This is a genomic window from Sphingobium sp. GW456-12-10-14-TSB1 (assembly GCF_059424385.1).
In genome coordinates, this window is sequence record NZ_JBWKZI010000001.1 from 2908999 (window position 1) to 2928617 (window position 19619).

Sequence of the window (19619 nt, forward strand, 5' to 3'; positions counted from 1 at the left end):
GTGATTATAGCGATTATTCACCGCAAAGAGCAAGAATATTCGCCGCATGATATGCGGTGAATAAGGCGGCTATTCACCGCATCGATACAGGCGGTTTACGAAACGGCCCAAACGTAAAGCCACACTTGGCCTTTCGGCGAATCCCTTACCTGCTGGGCAGCGGCGACCATTCATCCCGTCGAAGGCATCCTCAAGCGATGGCGCGCTGCAGGTCCTCGATGCGGCGTTTCCGGTCGCGGCTGCCTACGCCATTCCCTGTATTCCTTCGCCAGCCTGCTACGATCGCAAATCTTTGTTGAATCAGCACTTTTTCTGCGTCTCTTAATCATCCCCGTCGCGCGGACATTCCTGGTCCGTGCCGGAAACGGGGATCACGATGGCATCGAGCTGGACCGATACAGAAGCGAGATCGCGTGGTGCGCGAATGCTGCGCACCGCGATCGGCCCGATGGTCGGACACTGGCTGACCGATCCCTTGATCGTCGAGGTCATGCTCAACCCGGATGGCTGCCTTTGGGTGGACCGGCTGGGCACCGGCCTTGCCGATACCGGAAGGCGGCTGGCCCCTGCCGACGCGGAACGGATCATCCGTCTGGTCGCGCATCATGTCGGCGTCGAGGTCCATGCCCGCAGTCCCCGCGTCTCGGCCGAACTGCCGGAAACAGGGGAACGGTTCGAAGGGCTGCTGCCGCCGGTCGTGACCGCGCCGGCCTTTGCCATCCGCAAGCCTGCCGTCGCGGTGTACACGCTGGCGGACTATGTGGCGGCGGGCATCATGTCTGAGCATGAGGCCGACGCGCTGCGCGCCGGCGTCATGGAGCGGCTGAACATCCTCGTTGCCGGCGGCACCGGCACCGGCAAGACCACGCTCACCAACGCGCTTCTGGCCGAAGTGGCACAGACGGGCGATCGCGTGGTGTTGATCGAGGATACGCGCGAGCTGCAGTGTGCGGCCCCCAATCTCGTCGCGATGCGGACGAAAGACGGCGTCGCGTCGCTCTCCGATCTCGTTCGCTCATCGCTCCGCCTGCGCCCTGATCGCATTCCCATCGGCGAGGTGCGCGGGGCCGAGGCGCTCGATCTGATCAAAGCCTGGGGCACCGGCCATCCTGGCGGCATCGGCACCATCCATGCCGGCAGCGCATTGGGTGCGCTGCGCCGGATGGAGCAGCTCATCCAGGAAGCCGTGGTGACCGTGCCGCGCGCGCTCATCGCCGAGACCATCAACCTCGTCGCGGTGCTGGTCCGCGACGGCCATGGCCGCCGCCTTGCCGAACTCGCCAGCGTTGACGGGATCGACCCGGTGTCCGGCGACTTTCGCCTTACCCCCCACTCAACCTCCCGAGGAGATACCCCATGACCTATGCCGTCCGGCGTGGCGCCCGTCGCGCCGCGCTCGCCTCTACTGCCGCCTTCGTCACACTGATGACCGCTGTTCCTGCCTATGCCGGCGGCTCGTCGATGCCTTGGGAAGCACCGCTGCAATCGATCCTGGAATCGATCGAAGGCCCGGTGGCGAAGATCGTTGCCGTCATCATCATCATCGTGACCGGCCTCAGCCTCGCCTTTGGCGACACCTCGGGCGGGTTCCGGCGGCTGATCCAGATCGTGTTCGGCCTGTCGATCGCCTTTGCCGCCAGTTCCTTCTTTCTCAGCTTCTTCAGTTTTGGTGGCGGGGCGCTGGTGTGATGAACGGCGCGGACGACATTCCCGGCTATTACGCGCCGGTCCACCGCGCGCTCTGCGAGCCCATCCTGCTCGGCGGCGCGCCGCGCAGCCTTGCCATCGTCAACGGCACGCTCGCCGGGGCCATCGGTTTGGGCTTGCGCCTGTGGATCGCTGGCCTCGCGCTCTGGGCGATCGGCCATGCGCTGTCGGTCTGGGCCGCACGGCGCGATCCGCAGTTCGTCGATGTCGCCCGCCGCCACCTCAAATATCCGGTTTGGATGCGGCCATGATGAATTTGTCCGAATATCGCCCCAAGGCCGCTTGCCTAGCCGATTTCCTGCCCTGGGTCGCACTGGTGGCGCCGGGCGTGGTGCTGAACAAGGATGGTTCGTTTCAGCGCACGGCGCGCTTTCGCGGTCCCGATCTCGACAGCGCCACGCCCGCCGAACTGGTCTCGGTGACCGCGCGGCTCAACAATGCGCTGCGCCGTCTCGGTTCCGGCTGGGCCGTGTTCGTCGAAGCACAGCGCGTTCCCGCGTTGGACTATCCGGAAAGTGCATTTCCCGATCCGGTCTCGGCACTCGTCGATATGGAGCGCGGCGAGCAGTTCCGGGAAGCGGGAAGCCATTTCGAGAGCAGTTATTATCTGACCCTGCTGTGGATGCCGCCCGCCGAGGAGGCCGCGCGCGCGGAGAACTGGCTCTATGAAGGCCGTTCGGGCAGCGGCGTCGATCCACATGAGCAACTGGCCGGCTTCATCGATCGGACGAACCGGGTACTCCATCTGGTCGAAGGTTTCATGCCCGAGGTGGGCTGGCTCGATGACGCCGAGACCCTGACCTATCTGCATTCATGCATATCGACCAAGCGCCAGCGCGTGCAGGTGCCCGAGACGCCCTGCTATCTCGATGCGCTGCTCACCGATGAGGGCCTGACCGGCGGGCTCGAGCCGAAGCTGGGCGAGCATCATCTGCGCACCCTCACCGTCACCGGCTTTCCGACGGCGACCTTTCCCGGCCTGCTCGACGACCTCAATCGGCTGGCCTTCCCCTATCGCTGGTCGACCCGGGCGATCATGCTCGACAAGACCGACGCCACCAAATTGCTGACCAGGATCCGGCGCCAGTGGTTCGCCAAGCGCAAGAGCGTCGCCGCGATCCTCAAAGAGGTGATGACAAACGAGGCATCGGTGCTGACCGACACCGATGCGTCGAACAAGGCGGTCGACGCGGACCTCGCCTTGCAGGAGCTGGGCGCGGACCAGTCGGGAATCGCCTATGTGACCGCAACCGTGACGGTGTGGGATCGCGATCCTGCATTGGCGGCAGAGAAGCTGCGGCTGGTCGAGAAGATCATCCAGGGCCGCGACTTCACCTGCACCATCGAAGGCATGAACGCGATCGAGGCCTGGCTCGGATCGCTCCCCGGCCATGTTTACGCCAATGTCCGCCAGCCCCCGATCTCCACGCTCAATCTCGCCCACCTGATCCCCCTGTCAGCGGTGTGGGCGGGGGCGGAACGGGACGAGCATTTCGGTGATGCCCCCTTGCTTTACGGCAAGACCGAAGGCTCGACCCCGTTCCGTCTTTCCCTTCATGTCGGCGATGTCGGCCATACACTGATTGTCGGGCCGACCGGCGCCGGCAAGTCCGTGCTGCTGGCGCTGATGGCATTGCAGTTCCGCCGCTATCCCGAGAGCCAGATCTTCGCCTTCGACTTCGGCGGCTCGATCCGGGCGGCAGCGATCGCCTGCGGCGGCGACTGGCAGGATTTGGGCGGCGCGTTGCATGACCGGGAAGGCGGTGAGGGCGTGACCCTGCAACCGCTCGCCCGGATCGACGATCCGGGTGAACGTGCCTGGGCCGCGGAATGGCTCGCGGCTATCCTTGCCAGCGAGGGCGTCAGGATCGATCCTGCCGCCAAGGAGCATTTATGGACGGCGCTCGGTTCGCTCGCCTCGGCGCCGCCGTCCGAACGCACGCTCACCGGGCTGGCGGTGCTCCTGCAAAGCCAGGAGTTGAAGCAGGCGCTCGCGCCCTATTGCGTCGGCGGTCCCTGGGGGCGGCTGCTCGACGCCGAGACCGAGCATCTGGGCGCGGCAAGCTTCCAGGCGTTCGAGACCGAAGGGCTGGTCGGCGCGGCATCGGCCGCCGCGGTGCTCGCTTATCTCTTCCACCGGATCGAAGGCCGGCTCGACGGGCGCCCCACGCTCATCATCATCGACGAAGGCTGGCTGGTGCTCGACAGCCCGGCCTTCGCCGCGCAGCTTCGCGAATGGCTGAAGACATTGCGCAAGAAGAACGCGAGCGTGGTTTTTGCCACGCAGAGCCTCGCCGACATAGAGACGTCCACAATCGCGCCCGCCATCATCGAAAGCTGCCCCACGCGCATCTTCCTCCCCAATGAGCGCGCCGCTGAGCCGCAGATCTCACGCGTATATGAGCGATTCGGGCTCAACGCGCGGCAGATCGAGATATTGAGCCGGGCAACGCCCAAACGCGATTATTATTGCCAGTCGCGGCGCGGCAACCGGCTGTTCGAACTGGGCCTGGGCGAAGTCGCGCTCGCCTTCACTGCCGCATCGTCAAAGTCCGACCAGCTCCGCATCGGCGAGCTCGTCGCCGCGCATGGGGCGCCCGCCTTCGCCGCCCATTGGCTCAGGCACCGCGGCCTCGACTGGGCCGCCGGCCTGCTGCCCGAACCCGATCCGCTGACTGCATCCATACCGAGCGACGAGCTCTTGCTGCCGCTCGATCCCGAGGAGTTACGCTCATGAAGAAATATCCGCTTCGTCGCGCTCTGCTGGCCGGCGCGATCGCACTGTCTGTCACCGGCACGATGACTGCCATTCCGGCACAGGCGCAGTTCGGTTTCGGCGGCATCGTCTATGACCCGACCAACTATGCGTCGAACGTCCTGCAGGCGGCCCGCGCGCTGCAACAGATCAACAATCAAATCCAGCAGATCCAGCAAGCAGCGACCAGCCTCATCAATGAGGCGAAGAATCTCGCCAGCCTGCCGGTCTCGACGCTGTCCACCCTCCAGAACCAGGTCAACCAGACGCGACAGTTGCTAAGCGAGGCTCAGCGCATCGCCTATGATGTGCAGAGCATCCAGCAGGCGTTCGACGGTCGCTACAAGGGCGCAGCGCTCACCGGCGACCATGCCCGGATGGTCGCCAATGCCAATGCGCGCTGGGAGGACAGCGTCGGCGCGCTCGAAGATGCGCTGCGCGTGCAGGCCGGCGTGGTCGGCAATTTGGGCGGCACCCGATCGTCGATCGACACGCTGGTCGGCGCCAGCCAGTCGGCGAGCGGCGCTTTGCAGGCGGCGCAGGCCGGCAACCAGCTGCTCGCGCTCCAGTCGCAGCAGCTCGCCGACCTCACCGCCGCGGTCGCCGCGCAGGGCCGCGCCCAGGCGCTCGAATCCGCGCGCAACGCTGCGATCGAGGCCGAAGCGCGCGAGCGGTTCCGCCGCTTCCGGGGCAAGAACTGACATGAGCCGCACGGCGAAGATCGCGGCGGCCGGCGGGCTTGGCGGGCTGCTTATGGCGCTGACGATCGGCATCACGCTCCGCGAGGACCGCCACGTCGAGACACCCATCGTCCCGGCGGACGAGAGCGCAGCCGATCCACAGACACGCGATCTTCGCCGCTGCCGGACGCTCACCATGCCCGACAGCGGTTGCGAGGCCGCCTGGGAAGAAAAGCGCCGCCGCTTCTATCGCAGGGAGGGCCGGCCGTGAACGATACGGGCGTCATCGACACATTCCTGGGTGTCTTCACTGGCTATATCGACAGCGGGTTCGGACTGCTTGGCGGGGAAGTCGGCTTCCTGTCCTCGACCCTGATCGCGATCGACGTGACGATCGCCGCACTGTTTTGGGCCTGGGGCGCCGACGAGGATGTGCTCCAGCGCCTCGTCAAGAAGACGCTCTATATCGGCGTCTTCGCATACATCATCGGCAATTTCTCGGGTCTCGCCAATATCCTGTTCGACAGCTTCGCCGGGCTCGGCCTCAAGGCTTCGGGCGGCGCCATGGCGCTCGCCGACTTCATGAAGCCCGGCACGGTCGCGGCGACCGGTCTCGATGCCGGCGCGCCGCTGCTCGACGCGACCGAGGATTTGGTCGGACCGGTCGGGCTCTTCACCAATTTCCCCGAGATCATGATCCTGCTCGTTGCCTGGCTGATCGTGGTGCTGGCTTTCTTCGTGCTCGCCATCCAGATGTTCGTCACCATCATCGAGTTCAAGCTGGTGACGCTCGCCGGCTTCGTGCTGCTGCCCTTCGCCTTCTTCAATCGCACCGCTTTCATGGCCGAGAAGGTGCTGGGCCATGTCATCTCGTCAGGCGTCAAGGTGTTGGTGCTGGCGGTCATCACCGGGATCGGCACGACGCTGTTCACCCAGTTCATCAATGCCGGCGTCGGTCCCGAACCCGACATCGAACAGGTCATGGCGATCGCGCTCGGTGCGCTGACGCTGCTGGGCCTCGGGATCTTCGGCCCCGGGATCGCCAACGGCATTGTCGCCGGCGGTCCGCAACTCGGTGCAGGCGCCGCCGCCGGAACAGCGTTGCTCGCGGGCGCTTCGTTGGCTGGCGGTGCTGCAGGCGCAAAGCTTGCAGCCGGCGCCGCCGGTTCCGCGGTCGCGGCGGGCGGCAGGGCCACCGCCGCGACAGCTAGCGGTGCTGCCCGTGCCTCCGGCGCCGCGGCTGCCGCCTATAGCATGGGCTCGTTCGGCCAGACCGGCGCCAGCGCCGTTGCCGGAGGGATAGCTGCTACGGGAGAGGCCGCGCTTGCCAGTGCCGGCAGGGCTGCCGTCTCGCCCTTGCGCAAGATGGCCGACAAGGCTGGGCAGGCATTGCGGTCGAACTTTCGTAGCGGCGCGCGCTCCACATTCGGAGCGGCGCCGGAAGATCCGGCTTCCGCCGCTGCCACGGTATCCGGAGCGGGACCGTCATCTTCACCGAGCGGGCCGCCTGCCTGGGCGAAAGCCATGAAGCATCGCCAGGCCATGACGCAGGGCGCGACCATGGCGACGCACACCCTCAAGGGCGGCGACAGCCATGGCGGCGGCAGTGGCCCCGACGTTTCCGACAAGAGCTGAATTCCCGAAAGGACACCGCCTATGTTTCGACGCCCATCCATCCGTTATGGCCAATCGCCCGAGCCCGTCACGCCCTATCAGCGCGCCGCTCAGGCCTGGGACGATCGTATCGGCTCGGCGCGGGTTGCCGCAAGGAACTGGCGGCTCGCCTTTTTCGGCTGTCTTGCGCTTTCGGGCGGATTGTCTGCCGGCCTCGTCTGGCAATCGGCCCGTGGGCACATCACGCCCTGGGTGGTCGAGGTCGACAAGCTCGGCGCAGCGCAAGCCGTGGCGCCGGCCAATGCCGACTATCGACCGACCGATCCCCAGATCGCATTCCATCTTGCGCGCTTCATCGGAGGCGTGCGCTCGGTTCCCGCCGATCCGATCGTGCTGCGCGAGAACTGGCTGCGCGCCTATGACTTCGCCACCGACAAGGGCGGGCTCGCGCTCAACGACTATGCGCGCAGCAACGATCCCTTCGCGTTGGTCGGCAAAGTGCAGGTCGCGGTCGATGTGTCGAGCGTGATCCGCGCCTCGAACGACAGCTTCCGGGTCGCCTGGACCGAGCGCCGTTATCAGGACGGTGCGCTTGCCGAGACCTCGCGCTGGTCCGCAATCCTTACCGTCACCGTCCAGACCCCGCGCACGCCCGATGGCCTGCGAAAGAACCCGCTGGGCGTGTTCGTCAATGCCCTCAACTGGTCGAAGGAACTCAGCCAATGAGACAGATTTCATTTCGCAAGGCTATTCCCGCCTTGCTGATCTCCGCGTCAGCGCTTGGCGCCTGTACCACGACGTCGGCGAAGCCGCGGGCCATCGTCCAGGACGCGCCGCGTGAGATACTCGCGACACCGGCTCCCAAGCCGGAGCGTGCCGTGCAGGTCGTGGCGATCCCCGAACCACTACCGCTGCCGGGCCAATTGAAGCCGGTCGAGAGCAGCAGGCCGCCATCGGAGACGGCTGATCCGCGCCGCCGTGTGGGCGCCGCCAATGCAGCCGCCCGCGTGCAGCCCACCCGCGACGGCTATCTCAATGCAATCCAGCAATATCCCTGGGCCGATGGCGCGCTCTATCAAGTCTATGCCGCTCCAGGCCAGGTGACGGACATTGCGCTTCAGGAAGGCGAACAGCTTGTCGGGCCGGGACCGGTCGCGGCGGGGGATACGGTGCGCTGGATCATCGGCGACACCGTTAGCGGCAGCGGCGCGAACGCACGCGTTCATATCCTCATCAAACCCACCCGGTCGGATATCACGACCAACCTCGTCATCAACACCGACCGGCGCACCTATCATCTGGAACTGCGCGCGACGCCTTCGGCATGGATGGCCTCGGTGTCGTGGACCTATCCGCAGGATCAGCTCATCGCACTGCGGATCGCCGAAACCGAGCGGGCGCGCAACGCGCCGCCGGCTTCGGGCGTCGATGTCACAGCGCTCAATTTTCGCTATCGGATCGGCGGGGACAGGCCCGACTGGCGGCCGGTGCGGGTGTTCGATGACGGCCGACAGGTTTTCGTCGAATTTGCCGAAGGCGTGGAGCGCACCGACATGCCGCCGCTGTTCGTCACTGGCGACACTGGGCCTACCGAGTTGGTCAATTACCGCGTCGCGGGCCGCTACATGATCGTCGACCGGCTCTTTTCCCGTGCCGAGCTACGGCTTGCTTCGGGCAAGCGAGAGGCAAAGGTCAGCATCGAGCGCGAAAGTCCGCGCCGTAAGGGCCGGTCATGACCGGGCCGGGAGGAGAAAGGGCTGAAGCTGGGAAGCCGGTCGTCGGCCTGCCGCAGGATCCCGCAGCCAGGCCGAATGTCGGAGAGGAACCGGAAGCGGCGCCAGCTGCCGCTCCGCCGCCCGTCCATGACGGGCAGGCATTCCGGTTGCGCGGCGATCCGCCGCGCGTCATGCGCCTTTCACGCAAGGCGCTTGCCTCCATCGGTGCGGTTACATGCCTCGGCATCGGCGGCGCGCTCGTCTATGCGCTTCTGCCCGCGCGTCCCATCGACGCGCCGAATCTCGTCGAGACCGAGAGCCGGAACAAGGCTGACACTGTGACCGCGGCGCCGGCCAGTTACGACAAGGTTCCTAAGCTCGGTCAGCCGCTCCCGGGCGACCTCGGCCGCCCGATCCTCTCGGCGCAGCAAAATGGTCAGCCCGTTCCCGCGCCGCCCATAGGGACGCCGGCTCCTCAATCGGTGGACTCGCGCATCACTGCAGTGGAACAGGCCCGCCAGCGCATCATGCAGGAGCGCGACACCGCGCGCACCAGCCGATTGTTCCTTGGCGAGGCAATGAGCAGCGTGCGCACTTTGGCGGCGTCTGCCGAGCAGGCTATGCCGCCCGCTTCAGTTGGCATTGCGGCCAATCCGGCTCCCGTGCCGACTGGCAAGCGGGGCTTTATGGCCGTCGCCGCCGACCGCTCCACCGTTAGCAATGAGCGGATCGCTCCGCCGGTCTCGCCTTATATCGTGCAGGCGGGCAGCATCATCCCGGCCGCGTTGATCACCGGTATCCAGTCGGATATCCCTGGCCAGATCACCGCCCAGGTCACGCAGAATGTCTATGACAGCCCGACGGGGCGCATCCTGCTCATCCCGCAGGGATCGCGGCTGATCGGGGAATATGACAGCGAAGTCTCGGCCGGCCAAAGCCGCGTTCTGCTCGCCTGGGATCGGCTTATTCTTCCAGGCGGTCACTCGATCCTGCTCGACCGCCAGCCAGGTGGCGATGCGTCCGGTATGGCCGGGATCCGGGATCGCGTGAACTATCATTGGGGCAGCGTGCTCAAGGCCGCGCTGGTCTCGACGTTGCTGGGTGTCGGCTCCGAACTCGCAACCGACAGCGACGACGCGCTGGTCGAAGCGCTGCGCTACGGCACGCAGGACACGATCAATCAAACGGGACGCCAGGTCGTGCAGCGTCAACTCGGTATCCCGCCAACGCTCATTATACGCCCAGGTCATGTGCTTCGCGTCATCGTGACGCGCGATTTGGTGCTCGAGCCACTGCCGAAGGAACAGTGATGAGCAAGCTGAAACTGGGTCCAATCGACGATGACAAGCCGGTCAAGATCACTGTCGAACTACCGGCTTCGGTCCATCGCGATCTGCTGGCCTATGCCAAGGCCCATGCCGCTGCGACGGGATTATCGCAGGCTCTGCCGGTCGAACGCCTCATTTCGCCGATGCTGGAGCGTTTCATGGCGAGCGATCGGGGCTTTGCCAGAAACAGGCGCCCCTCCGGATGAATGTGCCACCCAATTCATCTTTGGGTTCCAAGTTGATGCACACATGCTAGGCTTGCTGAAGCGCTCGTTCGCGAGCGTGTGACCGGGTGACTGGCGCGAATGTCCAGGCTTTAAGCTAAAGGCGTCGGTGCGTGCTCCCAACGCACGTTCTCACTACTCGGTCACGATTTCCCGTAATTGTCCATGCCTGCGTAGAAGATGCCTTCGATTATAATCGAATTATAATCCGATTATAAAATAGATCGCCCCGACCTGATCTGGAACCTTCCTCATGCGACTGATCGAGTCGCGTGAAGAAGGAGTAACCGCAATGGAACGCAAGCACGAAGATCTCGTTGACCTGGGTGACGCTGCCGAGCTCACCCGCGGTGTGCTGCCGGTGGGCCAACTGGACACCGACGGCATCCAGTTCCGCCTTGGCGAAGGCCTCAGCGAAGACGACTGAGCCGGCATCGTGAGGTGCCGGGACGTATCCCGGCACCTCACTCCAGCAGCCCGAAAGATGACGCGCCGATATGACGCAGCTAGCCATCGGCCTCCACTACCGGATCGTGGACGAGGTGCCGATTTTCCTCGATGCCAGGCAAGGGCGCTATTTTCTGCTGCGCGGCGAAATGGCGCGCAGCTTTTTCGCCTTTGCGAGCGGGCATGCCTCCCCTTCTCAAATCGAGACGCTCGCTCAACATCGCCTCGTTGAGCCGGACGCCCCGCCGCGGAAAACGGAAAGCGAGGCCATGCCGGCCTCCGCAAGCTACATCGACGGTTCATTGCCGCGCGTTTCCGCAAGGCTGGCAGGCGAAGCGGTCCTCCGGCAATGGAGCGCAAAGCTAACGCTCAGGCGGCGAGGATTCGCCCGCGTCGTCCGGGATCTGGAGAAGGCACAGGCCCTGCGCAAGAAGCGGCCGCACCAGGTTCCCGGAGCTAGCGAGGCCGCAATTGCCGCGGCGTTCCTCCAGGCGCAGCGCTTCATTTCCGCTGCCGACCAATGCCTGCCCCGCAGCCTCGCCATGGCCGCCATGCTCGATTCCCTTGGCCACACGCCGACCGTCGTCATGGGCGTACAATTGCCGTTTGCCGCACATTGCTGGGTGCAATGCGAAAATCGTGTGGTGAGCGACCCGCTCGAACGCATCGCCGATTTCAAGCCCATCCTGGCGCTATGACCGCTCCAGCCTATGTGATGACATTCGACGAGGCGGCAGGAAACCCGCCGCCTACCGTGGAGCAATCGCCTGCAAGCCTCACATTTGCCCGCTCGCTTGGTGGCCTGCATATCAGGGCCACGCGTGAGCATGTCATTGCCGTCGGCGATCACGGGATCATTATCGGCCACCTGTTCACCCGGACAGAGCCAAGCCGGCGCGTCACGGAACTTGCCGGGCACGAAGCTGACGCCATAGCCCGCTCCGCAGGAGCCGGGCTAATCAGCCGTTACTGGGGCGGCTATATTGCTGTGCTTCGGACTGCCGAGGGTGAAATTCGCATCATTCGCGACCCTTCCGGGACCATCCCCGCCTATTGGTACCGCCAGCGGGACCGGGTCGTGATCCTTCCCGAATTGATCCCTCGCTGGAACGATCGATGGCGGCTCAATGCCGACGCGCTCGTTATCCATCTTTGGGCGCCGCATCTGCTGGGACGACGGACCTGCCTCGCCGGCCTTAACGAATTGCTGCCGGGTGAGGCCTTGTGCCTCAAGGGGCGCGATATTGCCGTGAACGCGCTCTGGTCCCCGTGGAAGCACGTGCCGGACAGGAACAGGATTGCCGCGGTCGAGCCAGCGCTGCTTCACACCGCGATCACCGATACGCTGCGCAGTTGGGGAAATTGCTTTCCCTCGGTTCTCCTTGGAATATCGGGCGGTCTTGATTCCACCATCGTCAGTGCCGGGCTTGCAGGATCAGCGACCGCGCTTCACGGCCTTACCATGGTCGCACCAGGGCCGGGCGGCGATGAAACCACCTATGCCCGCCAGGTCGCCGATGCTTTTCCCATGTCCTGGGTCAGTTCAGCCTACGAACTCGAAGACGTGGATAGCACCGCGCCCGTCGTCCCCCATGTTCCGCGCCCCTTCCTTGCCCATTACGTCCAGGCCATTGTCCATGCCCGTAGCCGGATCGGCGCGGAGCAGAGGATCGACGCATATTTCTCGGGCAATGGTGGTGACAATGTCTTCTGCCTGATGCGATCGGCAACTCCGCTCGTCGATCGCTTCATGGCACGTTCGAGTCTGATGGAGATGCGCCGCACGCTCAGCGACATTGCAACGCTCACACAAGCCGGCATGTCGGCTATTCTGCGATCTGCAGTTGCCCGTTGGCTAAGCCAGGGAAAGCGGAAGGACGGTTCGGGCGATGCACGTTTCCTGAATTCCGCGCGGCTTGCGAGGGCGAGGGCGGCTTGCGGATCGCATCCCTGGCTTGAAACGCCAGCAGGCAAGCTCCCTGGCGCGATCGCGCATGTACGCATGCTCGCCCGCGCTCATGGCAATGACGGGTTTCACAGCCGCTGGACGGAGCCACCCTCGGTTGCGCCATTGCTGGCCCAGCCCATCGTCGAGCGCTGCCTTGCCGTCCCGAGCTGGGAATGGATTGCAGGCGGGCGCGATCGGGCAGCCGTGCGTGACGCTTTTTCCGGGCATATTCCAGAGGCGCTGCTTGGGCGCCGGTCCAAAGGCGGGCCGGGCGGATTTGTCGAGCGCATCTATCGGCGCAACGAGGCCACTGTCCTTTCGCTGCTGCGTGACGGTATCCTGCGCGAGCAGGGCATTATCGAAGATATCGGTAGGACATTGGCGCGCAGGCAAGGAAATGCGATCGACCCCCTCGTGCCGCAAAGACTCCTTGCGCTGGCAGCGGCCGAATGCTGGGCGCGGCAATGGGGCGCTACCTAAGGTTGGCGTTGCCACCGAGCTTTCATGAGCTGCCATCGCTCGATCCGTTCCCGCAGCGCCGGCGAGCCTTCCCGCGCGCGATCCAGCAGCCAGAAATCGAACCAGGCGAGATTTTCTTCCATCGCCGCGCGGCGGTTCGAGGGGATATGGAAGATGTGGGTTTCATCCGATGCCGCAGTCTCACCTGGATAGAGTGTGAGCTCGGCGGGAATATGCGCTGCCTCGAGCGCCTGATGGAAATCGATGGCGCCGGCGCGGGGCTCGGCCAACTGCTGCAACATGGCTGCTGAGGAACGGGCAGCGCGGTAAGACGGCGCCAGCGCGCGGTACTGCTCAAAGGCTACGGGATCGCCCGGTGGTCCGCCATAGATCGCGCGGTAGCCGCAGCGGTTATAGCGATGTGCGGCAGGCTCGAGAAAGGCCCCATCGCCGCTCGATGCGGCACGGAACAGGCTGGTTTGCGTAACCGTCACGTTCACCAGCTGCGAACCGGCGCTGTAACCGGCAATGCCAAGCCGATCGCGGTCGATCAGTCCCTGCCGTGCCAGATCCTCGACCAGACTCCGGATGGTCTCGGCCCCGTTGAGCCAGATCAGGCGCTGGAGTTCGGCAGGTGAGACCCGTCCATCGCAATCGTTCAATGAACGCCACGCCTGCTCGAGCGCAGGGCTCTGCCGACCCCAGGGCTCGTTGACGAGAAGCACGACATAGCCGCGTTCGGCGAACAGCTGGACGGGATAGTTCCATTGCAGATCGGGCGCCGCAAAGCGCTCATCCGCATCACTGTCATGGGTAACGACAATCGCCGGATAGCGCTGCCCCTTATGATACTCTCGAGGATAAACGATAAAGCCGCTGGCTTTGTACCCGAAACGATTGGTCCATTGCCGCTTCTCGACGCGCAGGGGCGTGATTGCGTCATGGCGCGGAGAAAGCGTTGCGAGCGTCGTGATCCGTCCGCTCAGTGCCTCGACCCGAACCAGGCGGGGCGGACGTGCCAGACCCTCATGCACGCAGACGCCTTCGAGCGCATCGGCCCTGAAGGTGCAATGCGTCAGGCTTTCGTCCGTCCCGATGAGCGTGGTCTTGCCATCGCGCCCGATCCGCAGCAGCGCGTAACGGGCTTCCTCGGCGAGGCGCACCGCGGCGATCGTGAAGGCGCCATTGGCCGCGCGCCATGAGCCGGGCGAGCGGGGGTCGGAAAGGATAACTCCCGTTGGACCATAGTCGATCACGGCACCGTCGGAGCCGGGCAAACGCTCGACCAGGTGGCGGCCGGCCGATGCGCCAGTCACGGTGAGTTCCCCGCCTTTGGGGCCTGTCACCCGGCCCCAGAAAATGCCGCTGCCATCCTCGGGCAAGGTCGTCGTCGTTCGCGTGGCAAAATGCCAACGGTAGCGGTGAACGCTGGGTATGCCCTTGTCATCGCCCTGAACGCCATAGTCGAGATAATCCTTGCCCCAGACCGGCAAGGCGCCGAGGAAACGGGCGACCCGATCACTGGCCGGACGCATCACGACGGGACTGGTTTCGCCCCGCTCGTTCCTGACGTAATAATGCATGAAGCTTGGCGGCGCCCGGCGTAGCCTCGCGCTTAGCCGGGTGACCGCCTCGCCGTGGATTGGTTTCAGCTTCCCGCCGGCCTCCAGCGTTGCATAGAGAAGTTGCCGTCCGTCCGGCGACCAGTCGTAGGAGATGACGCCGAAGCGGAGCGGCAGCGTCTCCGTGAAGCCATACTCGGCGCCGTCCGCGCTGCCCACCAATGCGAGCGCCTCGTTGACGATGACCGGTGTCACCGCCGCGTCATTGCCGATCTCGTAGAGTTGCACCCCGCGCCCGAAATCCGCCAGCGCGCTCCACGTGCTCCTGCCGGGAATGGCCCGCACGCGATCGATCCAGGGCGATGTCGCAAGGATCCGGTCGGTCCGGTCCCCGATGCTGAGCAGATGCAAGGCAAATTCGGGCCGATCCTCGGCTTCATTGTTCGTGCGCAGCACATAGACGGCGAACCGCCCGTCCGCCGAAAGAACCACATCCTTCACTTCGGGAACGGCAAGAATATCCGCCATGGTCCAGGTTCGCTGGACGGACGGTACTGCGGGTATTGCGGGGGCCGCTCCCGCGAGCGCAAGCGCCGCCGCGGGAGCGATCATGCCGACCAATCGCATTGATCTCACCACGATTTACGCAGGAAGACCGAGATGAAGCGTCCGGTGCTCGAGAAATTCGTCGAATCGAACGTCGTCTCGTAAGGCGATCCCGTCACAATGACGTCGGGCTTGTGGTTGAAGAGATTGTTGATTGCCGCACCCAGCTCGAAGCCGCTGCCGGGGTTGACCTGAGCCGCGAGATCGAAGGTCGAAAGTCCATCGATATTGTAGATCGTCGATCTGCGCCGATCGGTCAGCCCCGAAGAAAGGTTGGCGAAGCCCGAGAGTGACAGGTTCGGCGCGCTGTAGATGAGGCCGATCCGGCTCTTGAAACGCGGCGGGTTGAAGAGGTTTCCTGCCAGATCGACGAAGGCAAGCCCCTCCAGCAATTGCTGGCGGCTATTGATCCATGTCCCGGCAAAGCTGAAATCGAGGCGCTGCTCGCCTGCCATTTCCAGCCGGTAGCGTGCCGAAAGATCGACGCCATGATAGATCTGGCGCGCGACATTGCGCTCCCGGATATCGGCGATCGCGACGACATCCGCTGGATCATAAGGACGCCCGGTGATGTTCTGCAGCCCCATCGGCGCGCCCGAATAGCTGGCGAGTTGCTGCGCTGCGCTCGGATTGAACGTCATGAGCGACGCGTAGGCTGGGTTGTTCAGCATCCCGACGACCGACATCACAGGGCTTGCAACCTTGTCGCGATAATCGAAATCGAAGTAGCTGACGTTCAACGAAAAGCCGGGAAGAAAGCCGGGTTTGACCTCGGCGGTGACCGTCCAGCTCTCCGACCGCTCGGCCGTCATGTCGGGATTGGCTCCGGCAAGGCCGATGAAAGTCGCGCTGACCGGATAGCCCGTGCCATAGCCCGCCACCGGCAGGAGCAGCGCGGAGAAACCGGAATATTGCTGGTAGAGCGCCGGTAGGCGAAACGAGCGGCCCCAGCTTCCCTTGAGCGTCACACCCGTGACGGGCGAATAGACGATCCCCAGCTTCGGCACCGCCACCGGATCGACGCCGCTGTTATGCTCATACCGGAACGCCCCGGTCAGCGCGAGCGAGCGGCCCAGTGCCGAATCCTGGCCGGGCGCAAGCAGCGGCATATGGACTTCACCATAGCCGAAGATGTTGTTGCGATGCCGATCGAAGGCCGTGACAATGGCGCCGTTGTTTCCGGCGACAAGGTCGATCGACGTCCGCCGGTAACCCGCGCCGAATGCAACTCGAACCGGTCCTGCCGGAAGGTCGATGAGCGGGCCTTCCGCTCCAAGTTCGGCCGAGATCGAACTGTTGTCATAGCGCCGGTAGCCGGTCGAAGTGACGGTGTTACTGGCATAGACGTTCGAGTGGATGCGCGTATTGTCGCTTGCGAAAGAGGAGACGAACCGCATGGTCCAGTCGCCGCCGAGCCGCACCGACAAATTGGGCGCAATGGTGAACGAGCGGGTGTCGGCGCGCGCATCCGCGCCGCTTGCGAAATGCGATTGTCCCGTCAGGTAACCCTGGATGATGTCCTGCCGGCTGTCCTTGAACAGCAGGTCAATGCTGGCAGAAACGGCATCGCCAATATCCTGGTTCAGGCTGATCAGCACGCTATGCCGCCCGATCCGGGGATAGATCGTGGCGTCGGAGCCCATGTTCGTCGTGAAGCTGCGATCCTTCGCCAGAATGGCGTCATTGGCCAGATAATCATAGGCCGCCAGCACACCGCCGCTTGCCCAGTGGTAGCCGCCGATCGCGCCATATTGCTGCTGGAAGCCGCCGCCATCGGTCGCACCGCCCAACCGCGACTGAAGCGTCACGCCCTCATAATCACGGCGCAGCACGACATTGACGACACCGGCAACCGCATCCGCACCATAAATGGCCGAAGCACCGTCGGTGACGATCTCGACGCGGTCCACGGCGACGGCCGGAATAGCGCTTACATCGACCGCCGCATTGACGCCGGTGTAGCTCATGCGGTTGCCGTTGAGCAGCGTCAGCGTCGCATTGGGGCCAAGGCCGAGCAGGTTGACCGAGGAGCCGCCGTTGACGTTGACGTTGGCGGAGCCCTGATTGGTGCCGATGCCGGGATTCTGGCCGCCGCCGAAGTTGAGCGGCGAACTGCGAATGGCCTCGCCCAGATCGGTCTGACCCGCGCGCCGCATATCGTCCGATGTAATGGTCGAAACCGGGGCGGCGGGAGGCACACCGCGAATGCGGCTTCCGGTCACAACGATCTCGCTCTCGCCGTTACCATTCGTCACCGCTTCCGCGGCCTGGGATCGCCCCCGGATGATCACGCCGCCCTTGGTAAAGCGGGCGGTGAGATTGCTTCCCGCCAACAGCCGCTCGATCGCCTGGCGCGCCGTCAGGGTGCCTTCGAGGCGCGGTGCCGCAATGCCGTTGATGTCATCGGCCGAGGCATAAAGTTCCCATCCGGCACGGGCGGCGACGCTGCGCAGTGCATCGCCCAGATCCTGCGCGGGAAGGTCGAAGTGATAGGCCCGATCATCCTGGGCATGTGCCACAGTGGGCATGGTCGCGGCCGCCACTCCTGCGAGCAGCGCGATCATCATGCGAATGCGTCTTGTCGTCATGCAGTCCCCCCTTCGTGAACCTGATTGGTCTTCGATGGAGGGTGTTGACGTAGCGTCTGGCGCGACCTTAGCCGGCCGCGCAAAAATTATCGTCGTGCGAGATATGTCCCGTCGGGTCGCTGGCTGACCGTAAGGTCGAACAGCTCGGCAGTCCGGCTTGCGAAGGTCTCGGTGTCGGTCAGCTTGAACCGGCCCGAAACCTTCAGCGCGCCGGTCTCGGGATCGTCGAGCCTGATGGGAGGAGCGGCATAGCGGTTGGCTTCGGCGACGAGCGCCCCGAGCGAAATCTCGCGATACTCCACCCATCCGCTCGGCCAGTCGCGGTCGTCGGCGATATGGCCCGTGAAGGGGGATGGATCGAAGCTACCTGCGGAATAGGCCATCGGCCTTCCCATCATCAGCGGTTGGCTCCCCCGGTAATAGGCCGCAGGTTGCACCAATCCACCTATGGCGGCCTTGCCCGAGACGAGGCTTACCAGGATGCGGTTCGGCCGGTTGAAGCCAATGTCGAACAAGGCTTCCTCGGTCTCCACCGCACCGGCTCCGGCTTCCACGATGAACGGGCGGCGTTCGCGTGCGACAGCGACGCGCGCTTTTCCGCCGAGCAGCCGCAGCCGGCGTTCGGAATCGTTCATGGCGACTTCGATCCGGCTGTCGCTGTCAAGCGTCACGCTCGATCCGTCGGTCAGCCGGAAGATGCGGATTTCGCCATGTGCCGTCGCAAGCGATGATCCCGGCTGTATTGCCTCTGGACCGTTGTTCGCGACAGGCGCCCGAAAAGGTGGATTGAGGTTGATTGCCAGCAGGACGGCCGCCGCAACTGCCGTTCCCGCTGCCAGCCAGCCCCAGTGCCTTTTTGTCTGGCGGATCTTGGATGGTGCCGGGGTCTTGAGAATTTCCGAAGCGCCGAAATGCCTCTGCGCCCAGTCATAGGCTTTTCGGTGTTCGGGCGAAGCATCTATCCAAGCATCGAATTCGGCGCGAAGCTGATCGGCATCCTCGCCTCGCATCCTGACGAACCAACCGACCGCCGTCTCCTCGATCACCGCCCGGCGGTCGTCCGCCTCCGCATGCCTGTCGGTCATCGGGCGGCGTCCACCCTTCGCGCGATATGGGCGAGCGCCTTCATCATGTGATATTCCACGGTCGCGATGCTGATCCCCAATTCTTCGTGAATCTCGCGATAGCTGAATTCATCGACGCGGTGCATCAGAAACACGCGCCGCGTCTTCTCCGGCAGGGTGTCCACGGCCTCCTGGTAGAGCCTCAGCAAGTCTTCGGCCTCCAGTCCCCATTCCTGTTGCGGCGGACAGGCCGCGTCGCGCTGTTCCTCGAGAGGAAAGACGATCACATCGTTCGCGGCTCTGCGCCGCGCGCGGTCGATCAGCAGATTGCGCGCGATCCGTCTGAGGAAAGCTGCCGGGTTGATGAGCCTCGATGCCTGCGAACTTCCCGCGGCCCGCGCGAAGACCTCCTGCACCAGATCCGGAGCGACGTCATGGCCGGCCCTGCGGCCGAGGTAGGTCAACAGCTTGCCGCGTTCGGTTTGGAAGCAGGCCTCGAGGCTTGCATGGGCGCTGTCCGCGCATGGTGCGGGGACGTCGGCCGAGGCCGGGCTGTTATGGCAGCCCGATGATACCGACAGCCGGTGATGCTCGGTCGTAAACGGCGGAAATAAGGACGCAGGCACAGCGGGCAACCTTGGACGGCAGCGCACAGGGACCGGCAAAGCCGGTCCGGTGCGTTTCCAGTGCTGTGCCGCCGTCGGGTGTCCTTGCGGAAGCCCTTGTCCGGTACGGTCGCCTGTCCTTCATGGACTGGCGTGCTTGATGCCTGGCGGATAGTTCAGCGCTGCCCTTCGCCAGAATTGAGCTGCGCGGACGAGAACATGACGGGAATGGAACGGGAAGACAAGTGTCGGAGGCGGGCCGGCCTTGCGGCCGCCGGGCTCTATCGCCGCATTCGCGGCGACCGGGCCGCGCGCGC

18 protein-coding genes are annotated in these 19619 nt (G+C 64.6%); 14 read left to right on the top strand and 4 right to left on the bottom strand.

Features of this window, described 5'->3' with window-relative positions; all coding sequences use genetic code 11:
- Positions 1-376 precede the first annotated feature (376 nt).
- The 14 genes from trbB to AC07X9_RS14285 all read left to right on the top strand — a co-directional run bounded on the left by trbB (position 377) and on the right by AC07X9_RS14285 (position 12898).
- The gene (gene trbB / locus AC07X9_RS14220) at positions 377-1360 is read left to right on the top strand and encodes a P-type conjugative transfer ATPase TrbB (protein WP_086485864.1); all 984 of its coding nucleotides are present in this window, start codon (positions 377-379) and stop codon (positions 1358-1360) included.
- Positions 1357-1689, top strand: coding sequence for a TrbC/VirB2 family type IV secretion system protein (locus AC07X9_RS14225; protein ID WP_086485865.1), 333 nt, complete (start codon positions 1357-1359; stop codon positions 1687-1689). Before trbB ends, AC07X9_RS14225 begins: the two co-directional genes overlap by 4 nt.
- Positions 1689-1958: a VirB3 family type IV secretion system protein gene (locus AC07X9_RS14230; RefSeq protein WP_086485866.1), complete on the top strand. Its 270-nt coding sequence runs from the start codon at positions 1689-1691 to the stop codon at positions 1956-1958. The genes AC07X9_RS14225 and AC07X9_RS14230 overlap by 1 nt, the downstream gene beginning before the upstream one ends.
- The gene (gene trbE, locus AC07X9_RS14235) at positions 1955-4444 is read left to right on the top strand and encodes a conjugal transfer protein TrbE (protein WP_086485980.1); all 2490 of its coding nucleotides are present in this window, start codon (positions 1955-1957) and stop codon (positions 4442-4444) included. The genes AC07X9_RS14230 and trbE overlap by 4 nt, the downstream gene beginning before the upstream one ends.
- Positions 4441-5163, top strand: coding sequence for a P-type conjugative transfer protein TrbJ (gene trbJ, locus AC07X9_RS14240; protein ID WP_086485867.1), 723 nt, complete (start codon positions 4441-4443; stop codon positions 5161-5163). Before trbE ends, trbJ begins: the two co-directional genes overlap by 4 nt.
- A 1-nt stretch (position 5164) precedes the next feature.
- A complete protein-coding gene (trbK-alt, locus tag AC07X9_RS14245) occupies positions 5165-5413 on the top strand; it encodes a putative entry exclusion protein TrbK-alt (RefSeq protein ID WP_086485868.1) in 249 nt (82 codons plus the stop codon).
- The gene (gene trbL, locus AC07X9_RS14250) at positions 5410-6777 is read left to right on the top strand and encodes a P-type conjugative transfer protein TrbL (RefSeq protein ID WP_086485869.1); all 1368 of its coding nucleotides are present in this window, start codon (positions 5410-5412) and stop codon (positions 6775-6777) included. Before trbK-alt ends, trbL begins: the two co-directional genes overlap by 4 nt.
- Positions 6778-6798: 21 nt before the next feature.
- The gene (gene trbF, locus AC07X9_RS14255) at positions 6799-7482 is read left to right on the top strand and encodes a conjugal transfer protein TrbF (protein ID WP_086485870.1); all 684 of its coding nucleotides are present in this window, start codon (positions 6799-6801) and stop codon (positions 7480-7482) included.
- Positions 7479-8492 (top strand): P-type conjugative transfer protein TrbG, encoded by a 1014-nt coding sequence (trbG, locus tag AC07X9_RS14260; RefSeq protein ID WP_086485871.1) that lies wholly within the window; start codon positions 7479-7481, stop codon positions 8490-8492. Before trbF ends, trbG begins: the two co-directional genes overlap by 4 nt.
- The gene (locus AC07X9_RS14265) at positions 8489-9781 is read left to right on the top strand and encodes a TraB/TrbI/VirB10 family type IV secretion system protein (RefSeq protein ID WP_086485872.1); all 1293 of its coding nucleotides are present in this window, start codon (positions 8489-8491) and stop codon (positions 9779-9781) included. Before trbG ends, AC07X9_RS14265 begins: the two co-directional genes overlap by 4 nt.
- On the top strand, positions 9781-10005 hold the full coding sequence (locus tag AC07X9_RS14270; RefSeq protein WP_086485873.1) for a DUF2274 domain-containing protein: 225 nt from the start codon (positions 9781-9783) through the stop codon (positions 10003-10005). The genes AC07X9_RS14265 and AC07X9_RS14270 overlap by 1 nt, the downstream gene beginning before the upstream one ends.
- 310 nt (positions 10006-10315) lie before the next feature.
- Entirely contained in the window at positions 10316-10450 is a 135-nt protein-coding gene (locus AC07X9_RS14275; RefSeq protein WP_140159597.1) for a benenodin family lasso peptide, read from the top strand.
- A gap of 70 nt (positions 10451-10520) precedes the next feature.
- A complete protein-coding gene (locus tag AC07X9_RS14280) occupies positions 10521-11168 on the top strand; it encodes a lasso peptide biosynthesis B2 protein (protein WP_086485874.1) in 648 nt (215 codons plus the stop codon).
- Positions 11165-12898, top strand: coding sequence for an asparagine synthase-related protein (locus AC07X9_RS14285; protein WP_176342126.1), 1734 nt, complete (start codon positions 11165-11167; stop codon positions 12896-12898). The genes AC07X9_RS14280 and AC07X9_RS14285 overlap by 4 nt, the downstream gene beginning before the upstream one ends.
- Here AC07X9_RS14285 and AC07X9_RS14290 read toward each other — a convergent pair.
- From AC07X9_RS14290 to AC07X9_RS14305, 4 genes are all read right to left on the bottom strand, one after another.
- Positions 12895-15051, bottom strand: coding sequence for a prolyl oligopeptidase family serine peptidase (locus AC07X9_RS14290; protein WP_176342127.1), 2157 nt, complete (start codon positions 15049-15051; stop codon positions 12895-12897). The two genes, AC07X9_RS14285 and AC07X9_RS14290, sit on opposite strands and share 4 nt — an antisense overlap.
- Before the next feature lie 20 nt (positions 15052-15071).
- A complete protein-coding gene (locus tag AC07X9_RS14295; protein WP_254908079.1) occupies positions 15072-17633 on the bottom strand; it encodes a TonB-dependent receptor in 2562 nt (853 codons plus the stop codon).
- 86 nt (positions 17634-17719) lie between these two features.
- Positions 17720-18718 carry a FecR family protein gene (locus AC07X9_RS14300; protein WP_086485877.1) on the bottom strand — a complete coding sequence of 333 codons (999 nt, stop codon included), beginning with the start codon at positions 18716-18718 and terminating at the stop codon, positions 17720-17722.
- Complete coding sequence (locus tag AC07X9_RS14305; RefSeq protein ID WP_217884262.1) at positions 18715-19278, bottom strand: RNA polymerase sigma factor; 564 nt, start codon at positions 19276-19278, stop codon at positions 18715-18717. The genes AC07X9_RS14300 and AC07X9_RS14305 overlap by 4 nt, the downstream gene beginning before the upstream one ends.
- Between the last annotated feature and the right edge of the window lie 341 nt (positions 19279-19619).